The 21,098-nt window shown below is 42.1% G+C and carries 11 protein-coding genes; 6 read left to right on the top strand and 5 right to left on the bottom strand.

Annotated features, from left to right (window positions below):
• Positions 1 to 56 precede the first annotated feature (56 nt).
• From LU351_RS07195 to LU351_RS07205, 3 genes are all read left to right on the top strand, one after another.
• Positions 57 to 2,738, top strand: a complete 2,682-nt coding sequence (locus LU351_RS07195; protein WP_232593385.1) for a glycoside hydrolase family 3 protein — start codon at positions 57 to 59, stop codon at positions 2,736 to 2,738.
• A 289-nt stretch (positions 2,739 to 3,027) separates the two neighbouring features.
• A complete protein-coding gene (locus LU351_RS07200) occupies positions 3,028 to 4,176 on the top strand; it encodes a hypothetical protein (RefSeq protein WP_232593386.1) in 1,149 nt (382 codons plus the stop codon).
• 4 nt (positions 4,177 to 4,180) lie between these two features.
• Positions 4,181 to 5,041, top strand: a complete 861-nt coding sequence (locus LU351_RS07205) for a hypothetical protein (RefSeq protein ID WP_232593387.1) — start codon at positions 4,181 to 4,183, stop codon at positions 5,039 to 5,041.
• A gap of 71 nt (positions 5,042 to 5,112) precedes the next feature.
• On the opposite strand, the gene LU351_RS07210 is transcribed toward LU351_RS07205, so the two are convergent.
• The 3 genes from LU351_RS07210 to sstT form a co-directional block, all read right to left on the bottom strand.
• Complete coding sequence (locus LU351_RS07210) at positions 5,113 to 6,087, bottom strand: hypothetical protein (RefSeq protein WP_232593388.1); 975 nt, start codon at positions 6,085 to 6,087, stop codon at positions 5,113 to 5,115.
• A 222-nt stretch (positions 6,088 to 6,309) separates the two neighbouring features.
• Positions 6,310 to 8,556 (bottom strand): S9 family peptidase, encoded by a 2,247-nt coding sequence (locus LU351_RS07215; protein WP_232593389.1) that lies wholly within the window; start codon positions 8,554 to 8,556, stop codon positions 6,310 to 6,312.
• 73 nt (positions 8,557 to 8,629) lie between these two features.
• Positions 8,630 to 9,877 (bottom strand): serine/threonine transporter SstT, encoded by a 1,248-nt coding sequence (sstT, locus tag LU351_RS07220; protein WP_232593390.1) that lies wholly within the window; start codon positions 9,875 to 9,877, stop codon positions 8,630 to 8,632.
• A gap of 176 nt (positions 9,878 to 10,053) precedes the next feature.
• On the opposite strand from sstT, the gene LU351_RS07225 reads away from it, so the two are divergent.
• On the top strand, positions 10,054 to 12,528 hold the full coding sequence (locus LU351_RS07225) for a zinc-dependent metalloprotease (protein WP_232593391.1): 2,475 nt from the start codon (positions 10,054 to 10,056) through the stop codon (positions 12,526 to 12,528).
• A gap of 321 nt (positions 12,529 to 12,849) precedes the next feature.
• A complete protein-coding gene (locus LU351_RS07230; protein ID WP_232593392.1) occupies positions 12,850 to 13,467 on the top strand; it encodes an RNA polymerase sigma factor in 618 nt (205 codons plus the stop codon).
• Between the two features lie 230 nt (positions 13,468 to 13,697).
• On the opposite strand, the gene LU351_RS07235 is transcribed toward LU351_RS07230, so the two are convergent.
• Both LU351_RS07235 and LU351_RS07240 read right to left on the bottom strand, forming a co-directional pair.
• Complete coding sequence (locus LU351_RS07235) at positions 13,698 to 14,327, bottom strand: suppressor of fused domain protein (RefSeq protein ID WP_232593393.1); 630 nt, start codon at positions 14,325 to 14,327, stop codon at positions 13,698 to 13,700.
• A 460-nt stretch (positions 14,328 to 14,787) separates the two neighbouring features.
• The gene (locus LU351_RS07240) at positions 14,788 to 17,586 is read right to left on the bottom strand and encodes a metallophosphoesterase family protein (RefSeq protein ID WP_232593394.1); all 2,799 of its coding nucleotides are present in this window, start codon (positions 17,584 to 17,586) and stop codon (positions 14,788 to 14,790) included.
• Between the two features lie 1,619 nt (positions 17,587 to 19,205).
• Between LU351_RS07240 and LU351_RS07245 the strand changes: the two genes are divergently transcribed.
• Entirely contained in the window at positions 19,206 to 20,486 is a 1,281-nt protein-coding gene (locus LU351_RS07245) for a phosphatidylinositol-specific phospholipase C domain-containing protein (protein WP_232593395.1), read from the top strand.
• The last annotated feature ends 612 nt before the right edge of the window (positions 20,487 to 21,098 follow it).

Consider the following 21,098-nt stretch of genomic DNA (forward strand, 5'->3'; position numbering starts at 1 on the left):
TATATTTGAAGCATTCTAGGGAGTACCTATTACTGCCCTAGGCATAATAACAAGCTATGACTAACTCAACTACAGATACCAATCGGGGGGTATCGGTGTTTACATATTCTCGTGTGCTCAGTTCAGCTGTCGCAATTGTTGTTCTTTCCATCAGTGGGTGTGCTAATCAAACTATGTCTGACCTAAATACACAAGCCCTGGGCAATAGCCAGCCTGGGCAATCAGTTGATTCCTCTCGGGATATCAATCGCTGGCCGCAGCTGTCTAGTGCTGTGGTGTTGAATCCAGTGATTGAGTCAAAAATTGATGCGCTGTTGGCGAGCATGTCCATAGAGGAAAAAGTTGGGCAAATGACCCAGCCGGAATTGCGTAGCATTACCCCTGAGGAGGTAAAGCGCTATCACATTGGCTCTGTTTTGAATGGTGGCGGTTCTTTTCCTGGAGGTAACAAGAATGCCCAGGCGTCAGACTGGGTAGCCTTGGCGGATGGTTTTTATCAAGCGTCGATGGATGACTCGGATGGCTTTAATACCATTCCTATCATGTGGGGTACGGATGCGGTTCATGGCGTGAATAATGTCTATGGCGCGACGATTTTTCCTCACAATATTGGCCTAGGTGCCACGGCTAATGAGTCTCTACTCAAGGAAATTGGTGAGGTCACCGCTCGCGAAACGCGTGTTATCGGGGTGGATTGGTCCTTTGCGCCGGCGGTCTCGGTAGTGCAAGACAATCGTTGGGGGCGAACTTATGAAGGTTACTCCGAATCTCCAGAATTGGTTGAGCGGCTTTCTGGCCCATTGGTTGAAGGCTTGCAAGGCGAGTTAAATGAAGGCTGGCTTGGCAAGGAGCATGTGATTGCCACTGCAAAACATTTTATTGGCGATGGCGGCACCCATAAAGGCAAAGATCAGGGCAATACACTGGTGTCTGAGCAAGAACTGATTGATGTGCATTTGGCCGGTTATTTGAGTGCGCTGGAAGCGGGTGTGCAGACAATTATGGCCTCGTTTAACAGTTGGCAGGGGGATAAGGCTCACGGCCACCAGTATTTATTAACGGACGTATTAAAAGGGCGCCTAGGGTTTGATGGTGCCGTGGTGGGCGATTGGAATGGTCATGGGCAGGTGCCCGGTTGTACTAACGATAATTGTCCGCAGGCCATTAATGCCGGTGTCGATATTATTATGGTGCCTGAGCAGTGGAAATCGTTTATTGCCAATACTGTTCGCCAAGTTCACACCGGGGAAATTACCGAAGAACGAATTAACGATGCGGTTCGAAGAATTCTACGTGTGAAATACCGTGCAGGACTCTTCGATGCACCTCCCCCCTCTAAGCGTTTGTTTTCTAAAGAGCAATCGTTATTGGGCGCGAAAGAACATAGAGCTGTGGCACGCAGAGCCGCAAGGGAGTCGTTGGTTTTATTGAAGAATAATAATCAATTATTACCCTTGCACCCGAAAAAAAATATCTTAGTAACGGGTGATGGCGCCGATAATATCGGTAAGCAAAGCGGTGGCTGGACATTATCTTGGCAGGGTACAGGTAATACTAATAATGATTTTCCTAATGGAGAGTCGATTTATTCGGGCATTAAAAATACCGTTCACCAGGGTGGAGGAAAAGTCCATTTAGTAGAAAGCGAAGAGATATTGTCAGCTTCATCCACCGAAGAATTATTCAGTGATCATCAAAATGGCGTGCCAGATGTGGCCATTGTCGTGTTTGGTGAAGGCCCTTACGCAGAAGGCCAAGGCGATCTGAAAGGGCTAGAGTACCAAGCTGGCGAGCATTCAGATTTGACGTTATTGCAACATTTAAAAGCATTAAATATACCGGTCGTTTCTGTATTTTTAAGTGGTCGTCCTATGTGGGTAAATGCGGAATTAAATGCGTCTGAGGCTTTTGTTGCTGCTTGGTGGCCTGGTACTGAAGGAGGGGCTGTGGCCGATGTTCTCTTTAGCGATACACAGGGTGAAATTCAATTTAATTTTCATGGAACACTGCCTTACCGTTGGCCTTCTGAGGCTAACCCTTACGATTCTTTTCAAGGTGGCAGCGAAAAAAGTGATGCAACGCTCTTTGCATTAGGTTATGGATTAGATTACCAGCGTCAACTTGAGCCTCAGGGCTTATTCGCTAAAGCCTTACATGAAAATAATTTGAGCGAAGAGGGTGTGCAAATTGGAGGCATAGACAGCTCAGATTTAGTGTTGTTTGCAGGCCGCGCTACGGCACCATGGGCGCTGCATATTGGCAGTGGGGAAGAAACCTTATTAGCAGAATCGGCCAGCCACGAATTAGAGGGCATTCGTTTGCGTACAATTGATCGAATAATTCAAGAAGATGCTCGCCAAGTAGAATGGTTCGCACAAGAAAATGCGCAATCCAGTTGGGTGGGCTTTATTGCCGATACTCCGCAATCTTTATTAAAAGACGGCGCTCAGCCAGATCAACTTCTGTTTGAGTTAAAGCGCTCAGGTGTGGCGATTGATAAAATTGAATTAATTGTTACCAGTGTTAATGATGATGAAAAAAATGTCGAACAGAGTGTTAATTTGGTCGATTATTTAGCGTCTGTCACACAAGATGAATGGCATCAATTAAAAATACCCGTAACGGCGTTGTCAGAGGTAAGTTGGTCTGCGGTAAGTGAAATTAAAATTTCTGGTATTCAAACAGAAGGGGAGAGCGCTGCGCTGAGCTTTTCTCAAATTATTGTGGATTACGAATAGCCTTCTGATGATTAAAGGCGACTTTTCTGGTCGTCTTTTCTCCTTCCGTTGTTTTTTAGGGGGTTAACCACTCCTTTCCTTCCTATTTTATCGAAGTGCTAGAGAGATAAGTTAGCACTTGGCGCCAATTTATACATTTTTTTGATAACGCGCATAAATTTTAATAAGAGTAATGTTTTTTGTTTTATCTATCTTATAAAGTTGGTTTTGCCTGTAGGTGTGACCTTTTGGTATACCTTACGGAAATAAAGAACTAAGTTTTTTGCTCTTTTTGTTACAAGGAAGATGTATGTTTAGCAACATTTTTAACGAAAGCTTTAATAATTACCTTTATCTTTCAGGCAAAACTACTCGTGGTGCTCAAGGTAAGACCGTTTATATAAATCCTAACCTGCTTCAAGTGTTTGTTGAGTATTCTCACTCTGCTGGTAATTACGATATTTTGATGACGGAAAAAGCATTGAATATGCTTCCTTCTAGCTACACTGGTAGTGGAACCAGTGATAATCTGACAACCCCTCATGTTCACAATGATACTTGTGGTGATTTTGAAGTTTTTTACGTTATTTTTCAGGAAAAAAATGAAAACAACCATGGCTCCGGATTGTATATTACTAATATTAAGCGGATAGCTCATAGAGACGCAAAATATACCCAAGGCCTATATCATGCTGAAGATATGGGAGGAAAAGGTTGGGAAGTTAATAAAAGTACTTCAAAAAAAATTGAACAGCCATTTGGTGTGATTGGTGCTGAGTACGATAGAAAAAATCATCGATTCAGTATTCATGAGACAATGAAGGCTGCTGAACCAGTATTAGAAAAATCAAAAACTGCGGCAACTTATAAAGCAGAAGCCTCCATATATTACTGCCCTACATATATGGAAGACCAAGATGGAGTGTGGTTGGATAAAGAACTGAAGTCGAATGGACTCACCAAAGGGCCTCAAGAGTTAGCACAAATTTTAGTAAGTACTCAAAATCAAGTGGATGAAGATGAAAAAGAACCGATATATCATTGGTTTGTCATCGGTAAAGGTGCTGAAGTATTGGATAAGGCATTAAATATGCTTCCTAATTATGGGGGAGCAAAGCTTAAAAATACCAAGTTTCATTTAGTCAGTCCGGAATTTAATGTGGGTTTGCTATTTAAAAAAATTGATAGTGTTGGTGCGCATGTGGATAAAGGTGTCAATAGTATAAAAGCAAAACCGCAAAGCTATATTTATCAGATTTCGGATATTCCTACAATTGGTAAGTACTTAGAAAGTTCAAATTTATTGCCGGAAAAAGATGAAACATATCTTAAAGGTCAAATGGGTTTTTATGGTGGGGTTAAAGAAAATTTAACAAAGTACACTAAAGATAAAAGCTTAATGGAAGAGAAAACTTTTATGAGTTTGGCGCATATGATAGAAGAAAGATCAAAGTGGTGATGCTATGAATGAACCTTTTTCTTATTCTGCTGAGGATATGTATTGGCATGACTTAAAAAAAATGCCTCTTAATATTGTCGATTTGTCTGGAAATTTACTTTGCTATATTGGGCGTGCAGATTCGAATCCAGGCTATAAAGTTAACAGCAATAGAGCAATTGATATTTATGATGATGATAATTTTTTTCTAAGCCATTATGGCAGAGATCATAAAGGCTATCGTCATGGCATGGTAGGGTTGCCCAGTGTTTCTTGGAATTGTTATGTTCCAGAAGATGAAAAAACTACGGCAAGGGTTGGTGTTTTTGATCTTTCACCAACACTTATTAAGTTAAATGATGAAGAGCTCCATAACGTGGATACGGATGAGTTGATTTATCAGCGTTTCTTGGATGATCTTTCTAAGTCATCTAGAATGTCAAATGTTTTTGTGCCTGAATTACAATTTAAAAAAATCAAAATCAATGGAAGAGAGTGGACATCATTTAATCGTTATAATCGAGGTGCCAGCTTTATGTATTTTTTGGTCACGCCTATAACAAATCAGCATGTTTTGAGATTTACGATGGATTTAGGTTTTAGTGGCTTTTGGGATAATAATGAGGATGTGCCAAAGGATATTCTAGATAAAGTGCTGGAAGGTATTCGAGAGTTTATCAGTTATGTAAGAATCACTCGAGACCCCTCAACTTTAGAGCGTAAGCCAGGCTATTATATTCGGGATGAAAATGAAGAGTTGGTGGACTATGAGGAGGTAGTTAAAAAATTGGAGGAGGAAAAGGCCGCGAAAATGAAAAAATTACAAGACTCAAATTTTGGCGGTTGGGGAAGTGTATCGGATGATGACTCAACCCCCGGTTGGTAGGTTACAAAAGTGATGCATTAAGCTGCTTTATCTTTAAAATATAAAGCAGCTTAATGAGAATATTAAGCATTTTAGGCTATAAATTGCTCTACCTTGCGTGCTTGACAATGTTCATCATGAAAATCAATCACTGACTGAATATCCCTACCTACCTTCCCACTGCCAATGTCCTGTAAAAAGTGACAAGACGAAAATTCCTCAGATTTCCTTTCGTATTCTTTCACCCACTCTTTTCGAGCAGACTGCTTCTCTTCATTTACTGGCCACACTCCGTTGGGGTGAATTCTTTGCATGCCGATTCGCCATGGCTTAGGGCTGATTCGGGCGCGGAAGCAGTTTTGGTTTTTACACATTCTTTGATAAACCGGGTCGGCTTTTAGTAGTTCCATTAGGGCCAGCGTTTTATCGTCCCGAGGGTTCATACGAATGTGAGTGGCGATGGCGCGTAGGCCGTTTGGGGTGCGGTAAATTCTGAAATTAGCCTGTGGGTTTTTCTTGATGGCCGCGTTAAAATTGCTGAGTGATTTATGAATTAGGTTCTTTGGTTTATTGACCGTCGCGTTCGCAATGGCCGTGGAAATCATAGGGCTGATGACGAAGGTAATGACTAAGCCAAAAAAGTAAACCCAACTGGTTTGTAAGAAAACCCCTAGCGATACCGTTGAAATAATGAGTAATAACGTCACCGCCGAATGAATCCAGAACGGGGGGGTATGGGAAAAATCAATATCCGCGATAAAGATGTCCGGTGTATTTAAACACAACGCGCCGTAACTGTTGCGGGTGATAATGGCATCGTCAATACGCTCAATAATTTCTTCTCGAATGGGTAAACCTTCAGCCCCGTTGTAGGCCACTTTGGGGTCGGAGCGGTGAATTTTTCCGTTGACTTTTAATTGTGAGAAAGCCTCTTCCATTCGTTGTTTGGCGTGATCCTGTGCGGCCTCTTGTGAGGTGTTTGACCAACCATAGCGTTTGAGTGTGTAGGATTTACCTTGAACGGTTTCGGTTTGTGTGTGCTCTGCCCAATAGAGAGGAATAATCATAATGACGATGTTAATTTGAAAAAGAAGTTGGTTGAGTTGAAGGTATTTGAGTCATCGAAAAATCGCCATACAGTATTGAAAATATATGGCGATTTTATCAACGCTTATAATTTATCCGCTAATTTAGCGGTATCTGTCAGTGTGATCTATAAGTACTACTATCTGTAAGTACTACTACCTATAAGCACGATTTATAAACAGTACCTATAAACAGTGTAGAGCTTATTTAAGAGTACGATCAAAGAAATTCGTAATCGTATGGTACATATGAATACGAGTATTGTTACCGCGAATGCTGTGTTTTTTACCGGGGTAATCCATCATCTGGAATGGAATACTTAAGTCTTGAAGGTGCTTATACAATTCGGTGCTGTTTTGAAATAACACGTTGTCGTCAGCCATGCCGTGGTAGATAAATAAATCACCCTTTAAGTCTTTCGCATAGGGGAAAACAGAAGAGTTAGTGTAGGCTTCTGGTACTTTTGTTGGGTTGCCCATGTAGCGTTCGGTATAATGGGTATCGTACAGCCCCCATTGTGTAACAGGTGCACCAGAAACCCCGGCACTGAAATAATCACCGGCTTTGAACATGGTCATTAAGGTCATGTAGCCACCGTAGCTGTGCCCGTAAATACCAATATTGTTGGCATCCACATAATCAAGGCTTTGTAAAAACTTCGCGCCTTCAATTTGGTCTTCGACTTCAATATTGCCCATGGCTTGGTAAATGGGCTCTTCGAATTTTTTACCACGATAATTAGAACCACGATTGTCGATGCTAAACACCACATAGCCTTTGTTGGCCCAGTATTGGAACAGTAAACCGCGATCACCTGCCCATTGATTATTCACCACTTGTGCATGAGGGCCGCCGTACACGTAAATAATGGCAGGGTGTTGACCTGTTAATTTTTTCGGTGTGTATAAACGATAAAATAACTCTGCGCCATCTTTGGTATTGAGTGAGCCAAAGGTGGGTTCAACCCATTGCGGTTGGTAAGGTGATAAAGGGTGAGCGCCATTAATGGTGTTTTCCTCAAGCCACGTCAGATGCTGGCCATCTGCTTGATGAAGGCTCACCTGCCAGGGTGAATTAATGGTGGAGTATTTGTCCACGTACACACTGGCGTCTTTGCTGAAAGAGACTTTATGCGTACCCACACGAGACGAGAGGGTTTCTATTTTCTCAGGCTTTTTAGAATCAGTGAGATTAATGGCATAAAGGTGGCGTTCTAAAGGCGAGTCTTTTCTTGCGGTAAAGTAGATCCGTTGTTTTTCTTGATTGATGGCCTCTAGTGCATCAATTGTCCAATCCCCTTTGGTTAATTGTTTGATGCGTTTGCCGTTGGTGTTGTAAAGGTACAAATGCTTGAAGCCATCACGCTCAGATGCCCACACGAAATGTTGTTTGTCGTCCAGAAAGGTGAGGTCGTCGTTTAAGTTTACCCAGGTTTTGCTTTTTTCTTTAATTAGGGTTTTTTGCTTTTTACTGGCGATATCGTACCGGCGTAACTCTAAACGGTTTTGCGAACGGTTTTGCCATTGGTAGGTGAGGTGCTGGTTGTCGGGCATCCAATCGACTCGGGCAAGATAGATGTCTTTATTTTTACCCAAATCGACCCAATCCCATTGTTGGTTTTCAATATTCACCACCGCCAATGTAATCTCCACATTGGGTGTCCCGGCGCGAGGGTAGCGTTGTTCGATCATTTTGATGGAGTCGGCGTAAATCTCACTGCGGGTAATCACTTCCACCGGGGATTCGTCCACGCGAGTGAGTGCGATGTGTTTTTCATCGCTCGACCACCAATAACCGGTCATACGGCCCATTTCTTCTTGGGCGACAAATTCGGCCATGCCGTATTTAATTAATCCACCGCCGTCTTGACTGATTTGAGTTTCTTTGTCGGACTCGATGTGTTTGATAAAGACATTTTGGTCCCGAATAAAGCTGATGTAATTGCCTTGGGGGGAGAAACGAATATCGGTTTCAAAGGTTTCTGTATTCAGAATTTGCTTGGGCTTTTTATCGCCAAGTTTTAAATAGTAGGCGTCACCGGCCAGCGGAAAGAGTAACGCACTGCCGTCTTTCGACCAGCGATAATCCATAATGCCGGTACCGTATTGACGCATACGTTCACGGCGGGCTTTTTCTTCATCGGATAAATTTTCGGCGCCACTGTGCAATTGATCAGCATCCACCAGCAATTGATGTTGTTTACTTTCGATGTGGTATTCCCACAAATCGTAGCGGTTGATGTCTGTGGGTTTGGCTTTAATGTAAGTGACGCGTTCGCCGTCGGGTGAAAGCTTGAGTAATTTGGGGCTGCTGCCGGATAAGTCTGGAGAGGAAAAAATACGTTCAATCGATAGGGTGGTATCGTTGTTTTCTGTTGGGGTAGCGCAAATAACCGTGCTGGATAAAGCAAGGGTGCTGGCCAGAACACTTGATAATAAAGTCTTCAACATTAATTCGGCTCCAAAGGTGCAGCGGCGGTTGCTTACCGCCGCATCAATATAAAACGAAAAAGAGATGGGAAATTTAAACAGATTCGGCATTCATCGACGGAGAATTCTCCGTGGCAGGCGAGCAACAAGCAGCGGTGAAGACCACGTCTGTGGAGCTGTTTAATGCGGTTTCTGCGGAGTCTTGTAAAACGCCAATAATAAATCCGACCGCAACCACTTGCATGGCAACGTCATTGGGAATACCAAATAAACTACAGGCCAGAGGAATGAGCAGAAGAGAGCCACCAGCAACGCCTGATGCACCACAGGCAGAAAATGCAGCGACCACACACAATAATAAAGCGGTGCCAAAACTGACGTCGATATTTAAGGTGTGCACGGCAGCGAGTGTTAATACCGTGATGGTAATGGCGGCACCGGCCATATTAACGGTGGCGCCTAACGGAATGGAAACAGAGTAGGTGTCTTTGTCGAGATTCAGGCGTTTACATAAATCCATATTTACGGGGATGTTGGCCGCCGAACTGCGGGTAAAAAAGGCCGTCACGCCACTTTCGCGTAAGCATTGGAAAATTAATGGGTAAGGATTTTGGCGCGTTTTGACAAAGACCAAAACCGGGTTGACCACTAAAGCAATCACCAACATCGAGCCAATTAAAACGATCAGCAAATGGGTATAGCCCAATAACGCATCAAAACCGGTTTTGGCAACGGTGTGAGATACCAAACCAAAAATACCGAATGGTGCTAGGCGAATGATCCATTTCACTAGGGTTGAGACAGCGTCGGACAGATCGTTCAATAAAGCTTTCGTGGTAGGTGCGGCTCGATGGAGCACAATACCCAGGCCAATGGCCCATGCCAAAATGCCAATATAATTGGCTGTCATCAGGGCATTCACGGGGTTATCCACAATGCGAAATAACAGGGAGTGAATAACTTCACCAATGCCTTGTGGGGGCTGGGTATCGGTGGTGGAGGCAACGAGGGTTAATTGGGTAGGAAAGAGACTGCTTAATACTAATGCGGTAAATGCCGCACAGAGCGTCCCGATAAAATAGAGAGTGATGATGGGGCGCATAGGAATGTCGTTACCCGGTTTGTGGTTGGCAATGGCGGCCATTACCAATACAAACACGAGCACGGGGGCGACGGCCTTTAATGCGCCAACGAAAAAACTACCGAGTACCCCTACATTCAGGGCGACTTCCGGTACGGTTATTCCTAAAATCACCCCGAGTCCAATACCCGCTGCAATTAACAATACTAAATTGCCTTGGGTAAAAACGGTCAATAGGCGCGAAGCCATTGTGGTTATCATAATAATTCGCCTTTTGCATTTTTAATTCGCGGCGTTTTTGAAGGTGAACAAATTTTGTCCATCAACAGTACGCTCTGGTTTGTTTCGGCCAATAACATACCAGTAAACGTGAACAATTTCTGGTTCAATACATAAGACGGGGTGGTGATGTGATAACAATAATTCGGGGGAGCAGTATGCGGCAAATACAAAATGCATTCGGTGTTTATCGGTTTAGTTGGGTAATTATGCTGATAACAGGGCTTTTTCTGACGGTAAGTGGCCACTTAAATGCCGCTGAACCATTGCCTGATCTGTCGGTTTACACGAAAGGTTTCCAACAACAAGAAGGCTTGCTGGATGTGTATTACGATGTCGAAAGTGGCTCGGTGTATTTGGCCATTGCTCGGCAATCTCCGCAATATTTGTTTCAGAGCAGTTTGCCGCATGGTGTTGGCTCGAATGACATAGGGCTAGATCGTGGTCAATTGGGCGAAACTCGGCTGGTTCAATTTGAGCAATTTGGGAAAAAACTCTTACTTAAGCAGATAAATACCCAATTTCGTGCCAGCGCTGCTAATCCTGCGGAGCGTGCCAGTGTTGAAGAAGCTTTCGCCAGTGCCGTGATTGCCGGTTTGCCCATTGTGGCGGCCAATGATAAGCAATGGCTAGTGGATTACACGGAGTTTTTATTGTCTGACATACACGGTGTGGGCAAACGCCTCAGAGACAAAAAGCAGGGGAGTTTTTCTCTAGATCGCCAGCGCAGCGGTGTGTATTTATCTCGAACAAAAGCTTTTGAGCAGAATACGGAGTTGGAAGCATTGGTGACCTTCGGCGGTGAAGGCACTGGGGAATACCTTAAGCAGGTCAGTCCTACCTCCGATAGCCTTTCGGTTCATTTGCATCATTCCTTTATTCAATTGCCTGACGACGACTACAAACCGCGCGTGTTTCACCCGTATTCGGGGTTCTGGAGTATCGATTATGAAGATTACTCCCAGCCGATTTATGCCGAAAAAACCCAACGGCTTATTCCTCGCCATCGCTTGATAAAAAAAGATCCGAGCGCGGCAATGAGCGAACCGATTGAACCGATTATTTATTATCTCGACCCAGGCATTCCTGAACCCATTAAATCAGCCCTTAAAGAAGGGGCTTTATGGTGGAATGATGGTTTTGAGCGTCTTGGGTTTGAAAATGCATTTCAAGTACAAGAGTTACCACTAGGGGCAGACCCTATGGATGTACGTTACAACGTTATCCAGTGGGTACATAGAGCAACACGAGGTTGGTCTTACGGGAGTTCGGTAATCGACCCGCGCACTGGAGAAATCATCAAGGGGCATGTCACACTGGGGTCGTTGCGAGTACGGCAGGATTTTTTAATCGCGCTAGGGTTAACCAGCCCATTTACTGAAAATCAAAGCGATAACCGTTTGGGCGAATTGACCCAATCTCAACAAGCGATGGCGTTAAGCCGCATCAAGCAATTAGCTGCTCATGAAGTTGGGCATACATTGGGTATTGCTCATAATTTCGCCGCCAGTGAAAATGGTCGTGCTTCGGTGATGGATTATCCACACCCGATGTTGTCGGTAAAAAAGGGGCGGGTTGACCTTTCAGAGGCGTATGCCACCGGATTAGGCGAGTGGGATTTTCACGTCATTGAATATGGCTATAGGCATTTTGCTTCTCTTGAGCAGGAAAAAAACGAATTACAGAGCATTATTGATCGCACAAAGTCGGCGGGGTTGCGCTATCTTTCCGACCCAGATGCACGTCCTTCCCATGCGGTAAGTGTCCAAGGGCATTTATGGGATAACGGTGACGATACTATTGAGGAATTAAAAAATCTCTCTGAAGTGAGGGCACTGGCTTTGGCGCAATTTGGTAAATCTAGTTTGCCTTATGGGCTGCCTTTTTCTGAATTGGAAGAGCGGTTAGCACCTATTTATTTGTTGCACCGGTATCAAGTGGAGGCGGTGGCGAAGTTAATTGGCGGGTATGAATATTCTTATGAAATAAATAAGCCTGAGGAAGCGCCAGTAGGGTTATCTCCTGTGTCAATGCAAATGCAATTGAAGGCACTCGATATATTATTACAAACGGTATCAGTGAATTATTTATCTTTGCCGGAGGCATTGATCACATTAATTCCGCCAAAGTCTTATGGGTATCGTCGTAATCGTGAAAGTTTTCAAGGGCGTAATGGACTGTTATTTGACCCTATTTCTGCTGCAGAATCCGCAGCAGCCCATACATTACGTTTTATTTTACAACCGGAACGCTTGAACCGTTTGCATCAAATATCACATCAGCAACAATGGAAAGCGTTCTCTTTAAAGGGGGTAGTTCAATCAGTCATCAATCGCGTGGTGAATAATGACGTAACGAAAACTCAAAAAGGGACTTTTGCGGAATTGTTGAATAATCGATTAAAATTTGTAGCCTTATTTTCTTTGATAAACGTGGCTGATTCTTCAGTGTTGGCGCCAGAAGCGAGAGCTGAAATTCATCAAGAGCTTCGAGTATTAAGAAAAGCGTTATATCGAGACAAAAATAGTGCCGTATCGCAGGAGATGGCTTTCTCTCTTCAGAAATATCTAGAGGAAGGTTCAAGAAAAGAATATTTTCTTCCTAAAACATTGCCTCCAGGCTCCCCTATTTAATGGATGCTGATGAACTTATTGTAGCCGTTTTTTGAAACAGAGCGATGAGTTCGTCTCTGTTTCTTGTCACTTTATTCAGCTTTTTATTTTTTATCACTCGATGTGGAGGGTGATGCAATTTTGTATTGAGTCTATTTAGTGAGTGAAAAATAAAAGTTAAATTGATTGAAGTGTTAAATGGATTTAGATTTTTTTGTCATAATAACGAAATCTATGATGTTTAGTCTGGCGCCATTCTGAAGTGTGCCTGGTTTATTTTTGAGCAATAAATACCTCTGAACTTGGCTTCTTTTCTTCTGCGCTCTTCTCCGGAGACGAAAAATGTCCACGCCAAATTATCACAATGTTGTATATTCAGATGTTAATTCTCAATGCATTCGATATGAGCACGCCGATAACGAAAACGCTCTACATTGCCGACATTCTTCTTGCACTTCTTCATCTTCGACGCAAGAATTCATAGAGCGTACACTTGTATTAAATATAGACAAAATTCGTGGATTTATTCGCTCAAAAGTCAATGAGTATCATGACGTGGATGATTTACTGCAAGAAACGTTATTGCGTACTTTGCACAGTGCTCAGGGAGGGCTGTTGGTAAACCCTTTAGCTTATGCTGTGCAGGTAGCTAAGTCTGTGGTTATTGATCATTGGCGCAAAAGCAACTTTGATACCGTTTCTTTTGAAGAGGGCTTTGATTCTTATGGCACCTCTATGGAGTCAATGCACGCCTCTGAGGAGCGATTGGCGTTATTAGCGGATGTGATAGAAGCGATGCCACCATTACGACGTGATGTGTTTATTCGTCGAAGAGTGGAAGGACAAACTCGTGATGAAATTTCTGTGGCGCTGGGAATCTCTATTATGTCAGTCAAAAAGCATATTACCAGAGCGTTGATGGACATTAACATGGGTATGAAAAAGCATGATCAACTTTAATTATTAGCCAAATTTAACCATGCGATACCTCTTTTCTGGTGAAAGGAAGCGAAAAATCGGTAATGTTTTTTTAAAAGAGTTAATAAAAATCTTGTAAAACAGATTGTAAAAATAGGGGATGAAAATGAAAGCCATTACAAAGAATGGCTTGATCGGTTGTGTTTAACGAGTTGTGTTTAATGAGTTGTGCTTAATGAGAATACATCAGCTAAAAACGTTTGTTTGAATATCTAATTGAGACGACGTTGGTGGGGGAGGTCGAGAGCGAATGTATCGTGACGAGCCGTCAGTGTGGAAACGAGTTCGTTTGTGCCGTTTTTTTGAGCGAATTCAATATCTGAGGTCGTGACACCAATGACTTGTAAGAGTTTGACGCGCCCAGAGACTAAATCAAAGGAGGAGGGGTAGTCTTTGGGTTCAACGATCATTACATTGGTTGTCCTTTGGTTCATTGCCAGTGGCACTCGTTCCCCTACAGCAATTTTAGGTTTATCGCCATAATAGCCATTGGATAATAGGATATTTAATGCCATAAGATTTTTTAGTGCGTCAATAGCCCAGTCGCATTCGGCTGTCGTCTCTAAAATAAATTCACACCCAATGCCGGATTCCACCTTTGTTTTATGAGTTTCCCATGGGTTAGACATGCCCGAAGTGACATATACCCAATTGCGCCGACGATTGGTGGGCGGGCATTTGAATACGCCAGAAAACATCCAGCGTGGGTCAATGTCATCTATACCAAATCCACGTTGAAAAACATTAATGTCCAGTGGATGGATATCTTTACCTAAAATATGAAAAATAGATTGATAAATGACGTGTTCACGTTGTTCCCATGCATCCCTTAATAGACTCATTATGATTCATTCCTGTTAGTGCTTTATTTTTGGTGCAATGCTTCTTTTGTGAGATTCACAATCGGGTCCCACTGTATTTATTGTGTAATATTTAGCGTTGCTTGCAACTTATGTGAAGTGATTTTTTTAAAATAAAATAGGTGTAATATATATCACATATTTATCATGAATAATCTATAGTTTGACGTGCCACAGTTTTAATAGTGTGTAATTTTTATCACTGCTATTGCTTTCAAACAGTACATGCGCAAGCTCCGCAACTTAAAATACCTTCTTATTAGTCTGACATGCTTTCACACTTTCAACTATTGAATCTTTAGATGATCCTTATTCGTTAGGATGTCGTGTTAAGTGCTCTTTTTAGAGAAAAATACGTTTTTTGCGAAGTGTTGGCAGGAAAAATAAAAACGCCCTATTGAATTACACAATAGGGCGTTAGTTTTTTTAAGAGGACTTTATTTTATCTAGCAATGACTGCAAATTTACCGTCAGTATGGATGAAGCCCCAAATGCTATTGCTTTCTGGGTGGTAACCCCAGTAGCGTTGGTTACAGCCGTCGATTTGAGCGGAAGAACCGTCTGAATTACGTCCTTCTGGATGTTGTTCGCTGATACGATAGAATACACTATAGTGATCAGAGTAACCGGTTTGGACAAAACATTCTGGGCTGAATGCTGCTACCCAACTGCTGCTTTCTTCATCGTAACGACCAACAGTTAAAGTATCTAATTCCGAGCCTTCAGGAGCAGTAAAGGAAATGCTCATTGCATCGGCAAAATCTAAACTATCTTCATCGTAACGACTTTCCCAGCTTGCGCAATTACTACTACTGCCGACAGTATTATTATTCCCGCTGAGAGAAGCGTCGATATCGGTGCCTTTGTTCATAAATCCATCGCGTGTAACGTGCGTTGGGTTTTCAACTTGGCAGCCTTTTTCATTCTCGTAATGCAGAGAACTGGAAATACCTTCTAAAATGTCGCCGTGATCATCGAAGTAGGTGCCATCTTGAGTTTGGTTTCCACTAATGAATAGAACGTCACTCAGTGTAGTGGCGTCTTCGTCAGCAAACCAGCTCAATGTCAATAACTCTCTCATGTCTTCGATTTGATTTACCGAAGCGGCATAAGATGAGTTATAGGTAAGGTTATAACCATCGAAAATAGTTGCTTCTGACCCAATGTATCCGCCTTCCCCTTCAGGTGTTGAGGTTTGAGCAAAGTAGCTTTGATCTGGCTTGACAATACGACGAGTAGCGTCATTGGTGCGGGTGTTTTCATCCACCACTTTCCAGTCAACAGCTTGGCATTCTTCAACTGCGTCTGGGAAGCCTGCTGTCATGAAGGTGTCTAAGTTTGTGTATGAACACCATGTGTTCTCAGCATAGTCATAATAGGCACCAAAGTTCATATCTACCTCAGTCATATTGTGAGAGGCGTAGTACGATTTGGTGGTAATTTGACGACCGTTCACCTCAACCACAACGAAGGAAATACCTTCGGCCAAACCACTGGTGGACTCTGCGAAGAGCAAATCTTCAGAGTTACGGTATTCAATTTTGTTGTCTTCTCGGACATAGTTGTGAGCGAATAAACCGGTTTCGTATTCGTCGTGGATACCGTAATTATTTTCGAAAGATTTCCAAGAAGCATTACCCCCGATGATTTGCAAAAAGCCTTCAGGTGTATCTTTGGCTTCACCATGTGGGTGAATAACGCTTCGAGCATATTGGTGATCATGCCCAGCGATATAGTTTACTTGGTAGGTGGTGAAAAGCTCTAGAATATCTTCTGCTAGGCCGGGGCTGGCAGCATCTTGCTCCAGTAAGTAGCCCAATTGTCCCATGTCGTTACCGGTTAATCCTGGCTCGTTAACTTCGGCAAAGGCATCGGTTGCTTCATCAAGAGCGGTAGACGCAGTCACGTAATCAGGATCTGCTCTGAGCGCATTCAGATCGGATTGTGTTGTGGCTGCCGCAGTGGTATCCCCATTTTCATTTGCTGTATTTAATGCTTCAGTTAGCTCTGCTTCTTGGTCAGCAAAAGGCTGGAAAGTTTCGGTTGCAGTATTAAACGCGTCTAACAAATTTGCTTTAATTTCAGAGGCAACGGCGAACGCTTCTTCTTCATAAGCTTGCGGACGTTTTTTGGTAGACAGAGGTTCATGTCCATAAGCAACAATGTGATCAACGTTTGGAGCATTAGATGTGATGACTTCTGTTAACCATTCACGTAATTCAACCCACGTTCCTTTGAAGGCACTTGAATAAAGATCGCTAAAATAAAAGTCCAGAGCAATAAAGAGTGTATTTTCGTGAATAAAGTAGTACACCAATTCTTCGGCGCCCTCTAACCCCGTTACTTTACCACTGGCAAGGTGGTCTTGAACAAATTGACCAGCGTAGGCGGAATACAAACGAAGTCCTTGGTCGTAATTGTATTGCTCTAACCCTTCATATGGGTTGATGTCGTTGTAGACGTTGTTAACTGATTGGCGTTCCCATTCGTCAACATTGGTAAACCATTGTGGCCAGTTACGACCATTGACCACTTCATGGTTACCACGAGCTGGGAAAATGCTAATTCCGGCATCGCTAAGAGGTTGTGCGATTTTTTCCATCCACATAACGTAGTCACTTTCAGCACGGTATTCGGTGATATCGCCCGTGGCTAAAACTAAATCGACGTCAAGTTCAATGATTTTATCGGTAACCGCGTCTACTAAAGGTAGTGGAAGAATTTTCCAGTCATGACCGAAATCTTGTCGATCTTCTGGGGCTACTTGAATAGGTACGCCGTTATCATCGGTTTCAATATAGGGTTGTAGTGGGTTTTGTACGTTTACCAAATAGGCAATATCGTCACTGGATTTAGCGCCACCATCGTAGTAGCCGTCTTTGTTATAATCGACACCAATGTATTCACTTACGCCGGTATCATTGCCGTTAATATCTCGGCTAACTTCGGCTCTCATATTGTCATCGTCACGACCTTGTGTGTCTGGAAAAACCGCAAAGCGCCAGACTTTGTTAGCTCCACTTTCTGCTAACGCATTCGCTCCAGATGTTGCTTCACTGCCTAATACCGGTGGTGTTGCTGTCAGGTCATCAATTTGACTATTAAGATCATCAATTTGATTGTTTAAATCATCTACTTGGTTCTCTAAATTATTGACTTCACGATCATTGTCATCGTCGCTTCCGCATGCGGCTAAGGTTGCTGCCAATGCGATAGTTAGGGGAAGTTTCATGTATTTCATAATGAGCGTATCTCCGGTTAGTGCTCGAATATGTCGTATTGGCTCGTGTTAAATTAAAATCGAGAGCAAATTAATTAAGCGCTCAATTATTACTTTATGCAGACTGTGTTTATAACACTGAGCCAGCTCTTGGTGATTGACGCAGTAATTGAATTAAGGGAACATCTTGATGCCCTTTTATTCACTTGCCGCAATTACCTTCGCCCTAAGATTTTTGCGTATTTTTTATTTTTTATGAGGAGGGGATAAATGCTTATCTCGCCTTGCATCGTCTTTTTGTAGAAGAAAATTCTCTTTTATAAAGACGATCAATTTTTTCCTTTACTCTTAAATTTAATGATTAGAGTAGCTTTGGCCATTCTTTGAACGGTCGTCTCAGGATGGCTGACAGGGATAATGTTATTTTTCAGAAATTTTATTGAGTGTTTCTCTAGTTTAGATTAGAAAAGGTGTTTTCCATCCATGTGCCTTTTTTAAAGCCGATATAATTTAAAAGATGCGTATTGATCGCATTTAAGGCTCGGCTACAAATTTGAGTTTTTTTACATAAAGAAAAATAAACAAGTGCCAATCCGCTCATGTGTGCGAGAAAACCTTTAAATAAAAAATTGGTGCACAAAACTTTTAGGCGCTTGAGGTTCTTAAGAATTGTGTCAATGACGATGCTTTTAAATGATTCGATAAGGCTACAGCAGCTTCTAATATTCGTCAATTTTTGTGCTTTTTGGGGTGAGCTCTTTTTCTTTTTTATTGTTTTATTCCTTTGGTTTTTTATTCCTGTTTGTTCTTTTTGTTTTTCAATAAGTAATGGTGTTTTTTTTGACTTCTTTGGTTGTGTTTTTTATTGGTATGTTGTCGGAAGGGTGTTTTTAGGTTTTATTTTTTTTTAAGTGGGTTTTATTGTTCTGTTTTTGTTGTTTTTGTTGTTTTTTTGGGATGTTTTTTTATTTCTCGTTTTTTTTGAGAGGGTTCTTTGACTTAGCTTTGTGTTTTTACAAGGTTTTGGTGTGAAACAAATGGGAATATGTAAAGTATTGAAAAGTGTGCTCATGTTTTTATTCAGATCGTAATGGAGGGAACGCTTTTGAAGTCAATTAATCTGATTTTTGTATACGACACAAGAATCAGTCTGTTTTTTGTGTGAATAGAAAGGTTAAAAAAGATGGTGTCGTGGAGTTTAAGAAAGGATTTATCTGTGCAGAAGAGTTTTAGGCTGTTGGGTGGATATTATTCAAAGTTGTCTCATGTGTCAGAAATTAATTGATGTGACTACACTATGTTTTTTTGTCTGTCTGGTTAGCTTTGGTGTGTAAGTGATCATTTTAGGCTTGATGGTATTGCAGGGTTTAAAAGAAGTTGTCACTTAAAATAATGCTCTGTTTATTTGTGTGCCATTTGGTGCTAACTTTTCAGGTATTAGAAGAGATACATTGATTTCATTTTCTTCTAGCAATAAGCTCCTTCCTTGTAAAGCTGAATGTGTGATTTTTTGCTTTCAGATTTTCTATTCTTGATGATTTTCACAAAAAATAAAATTACATCCTCTTTTCTGAGAGATGCATTTTCACTATCGGTATTCGTTATTGTTGGTACTCACAATTAAAGGCCAAGGGGTTATTATGGGTGTGTTGAAAATACAATGTTTATTGAGTAGTACACGATGGTTTATCAGAGGGTGCATCTATTCAGCATTGATGTCTGCATTAATTATGTTGGCTGCATGTGGTGGTAATGTTAAAGATATGATGTTATCCGATGAGAGTAGTCGCAGTGAGGAGGAGGTGGCGTTAGATAAGCATTATTTTCAGGCGTATTCGAATAATCTTGCATTGTCGCAAATCTACATGGCTTACTCTCACAATAGTTATGGTGCGGCAAAAGAGAATTGGTCTCAAATGACCTTGGATGACCAGTTAGATTCAGGTATCCGTATTATTGAGTTGGATATTTTTGATGGTGACGGGGCGGTTGCGCACAGTAATGGGCGTGATCTTCAACATTGTTATTCCCTTGAAGAATGTATAGAGCAGCTATCTAATTGGTCTATGCGTAACCCAGGTCACTCTCCTGTTGTTGTCTTGCTAGAGGTTGTTGATTACGATTACAACAACCCGCCGGCTGTTACTGGAGGTCGTGAGCGTAGTTTTGTCGAGCGCAGTGCGATTGTTGAGGAAAAAATTAATCGTATTCTGGAGGTGATCGAACCGTTTTCTGAGTCAGGGCGATCTGTAACGTATTCCGATAGCATGAAGTCTGTGAGTCAGCTAAGTGACAAATTTTTATTCTCTGTTTTTCGTAAATACTCCACTCAATTTGGCTCTGAAGTGTCACAAGAGCACTCGAAACGTAATCGAACTGTGTCTATCAGCGAGGGGTTGAACCTTGTTGAGAATGTGCATTATCAAAAGGCATTTGTGGATAGAAATTTATTTTTAGCTCCGCGTTGGTTAGAGAGAAATGATGAAGAAGTGGTCGATCAAGATTGGAGAGGGGAGTTGGCTTTGCGCCTTTACGCCGCTTCTATTCAAGATACCACTATTCAAAATACAACTACTCATCAAAGTACAACTACTCAAAGTGCAACGTCTATTTTGAGAGTTGTGAAAAACGATGATATTCACTACAAATCGTCGTTGATTGGCGACACGGACCTGTTGATTTCAAATTTAGAAGCACAGACGGATGAGGATTATTCGAGTGGCCGTGCTTTACGTGTTGCTCGAAATTCAAGGGCCAATGGTTTGGGGGCAAAGCGTTGGTCACATCTTGCACGAGATAAAATAATCAGTAGTTTGTTGCAAACTCAAGGGTGGGCTCCTCATTGCAAACGATCTGGTTTGTCCTACCAGGCACTGGGGCATTGCAGAGGGGATTTACAGTTGAGTAAGCTTTCACAGTAACACATACCCATAGAAGGGTTTGATCAGTGATGGGCACTTAAAAGTGATGGGCACTTATAAAGTGATAGGTACTTAAAGATGGTTTGAGAGTGCCCAGACATAAAACCATTGGGTGAAGATCGGGTCTTGTTGGTAGGTTGATGATACCTTGCAGGTTGACGGCACCCACCGGATAGCCGTTATAATCGCGCGCTTTATCTTGGTCGATATAGCTAATGATGAAAATCAATCAATTTTAATTGAGAGTAGTCTAGTTTTATTCGTCTGTAAGATTAGGTGCAATGGAGTGCATCTGTAATGTAAAGCGGTTACCGCTTTACATTATTTACAAAAGTAGCTTTGCTGCTTTTGTGGTGCCTGTAGTTAAGGATATCTATAAGGTACTAGCTCTTTGGTTTCTCCAAAAGTTACACACGTATAGCTTAGCCCGCAATTTTTGCGGGCTTTTTTTTACTGTAACTTATAGAACAAGTGTTTTTCCCTGCAGTCCCTTATAAAAAAATTTGCCTTCTGTAGGGTGAGCTATACCTCTTTTTGCATTGGGTTTACTCTTGGTTGAAAGTGTTAACTCTGTCATGCCTTTACTTGGGGGATTGATTATATTGTGTTCAG

The organism is Marinibactrum halimedae, assembly GCF_021234875.1.
Taxonomy (GTDB): domain Bacteria; phylum Pseudomonadota; class Gammaproteobacteria; order Pseudomonadales; family Cellvibrionaceae; genus Marinibactrum; species Marinibactrum halimedae.

What these genes read in the sequence shown, in the direction of transcription:
- LU351_RS07230 (WP_232593392.1), top strand. Translation starts at nt 12,850, where the DNA reads ATGTCCACGCCAAATTATCACAATGTTGTATATTCAGATGTTAATTCT.
- LU351_RS07225 (WP_232593391.1), top strand. Translation starts at nt 10,054, where the DNA reads ATGCGGCAAATACAAAATGCATTCGGTGTTTATCGGTTTAGTTGGGTA.
- LU351_RS07210 (WP_232593388.1), bottom strand. Translation starts at nt 6,087, where the DNA reads ATGATTATTCCTCTCTATTGGGCAGAGCACACACAAACCGAAACCGTT.
- LU351_RS07215 (WP_232593389.1), bottom strand. Translation starts at nt 8,556, where the DNA reads ATGTTGAAGACTTTATTATCAAGTGTTCTGGCCAGCACCCTTGCTTTA.
- LU351_RS07245 (WP_232593395.1), top strand. Translation starts at nt 19,206, where the DNA reads ATGGGTGTGTTGAAAATACAATGTTTATTGAGTAGTACACGATGGTTT.
- LU351_RS07200 (WP_232593386.1), top strand. Translation starts at nt 3,028, where the DNA reads ATGTTTAGCAACATTTTTAACGAAAGCTTTAATAATTACCTTTATCTT.
- LU351_RS07205 (WP_232593387.1), top strand. Translation starts at nt 4,181, where the DNA reads ATGAATGAACCTTTTTCTTATTCTGCTGAGGATATGTATTGGCATGAC.
- sstT (WP_232593390.1), bottom strand. Translation starts at nt 9,877, where the DNA reads ATGATAACCACAATGGCTTCGCGCCTATTGACCGTTTTTACCCAAGGC.
- LU351_RS07235 (WP_232593393.1), bottom strand. Translation starts at nt 14,327, where the DNA reads ATGAGTCTATTAAGGGATGCATGGGAACAACGTGAACACGTCATTTAT.
- LU351_RS07240 (WP_232593394.1), bottom strand. Translation starts at nt 17,586, where the DNA reads ATGAAATACATGAAACTTCCCCTAACTATCGCATTGGCAGCAACCTTA.
- LU351_RS07195 (WP_232593385.1), top strand. Translation starts at nt 57, where the DNA reads ATGACTAACTCAACTACAGATACCAATCGGGGGGTATCGGTGTTTACA.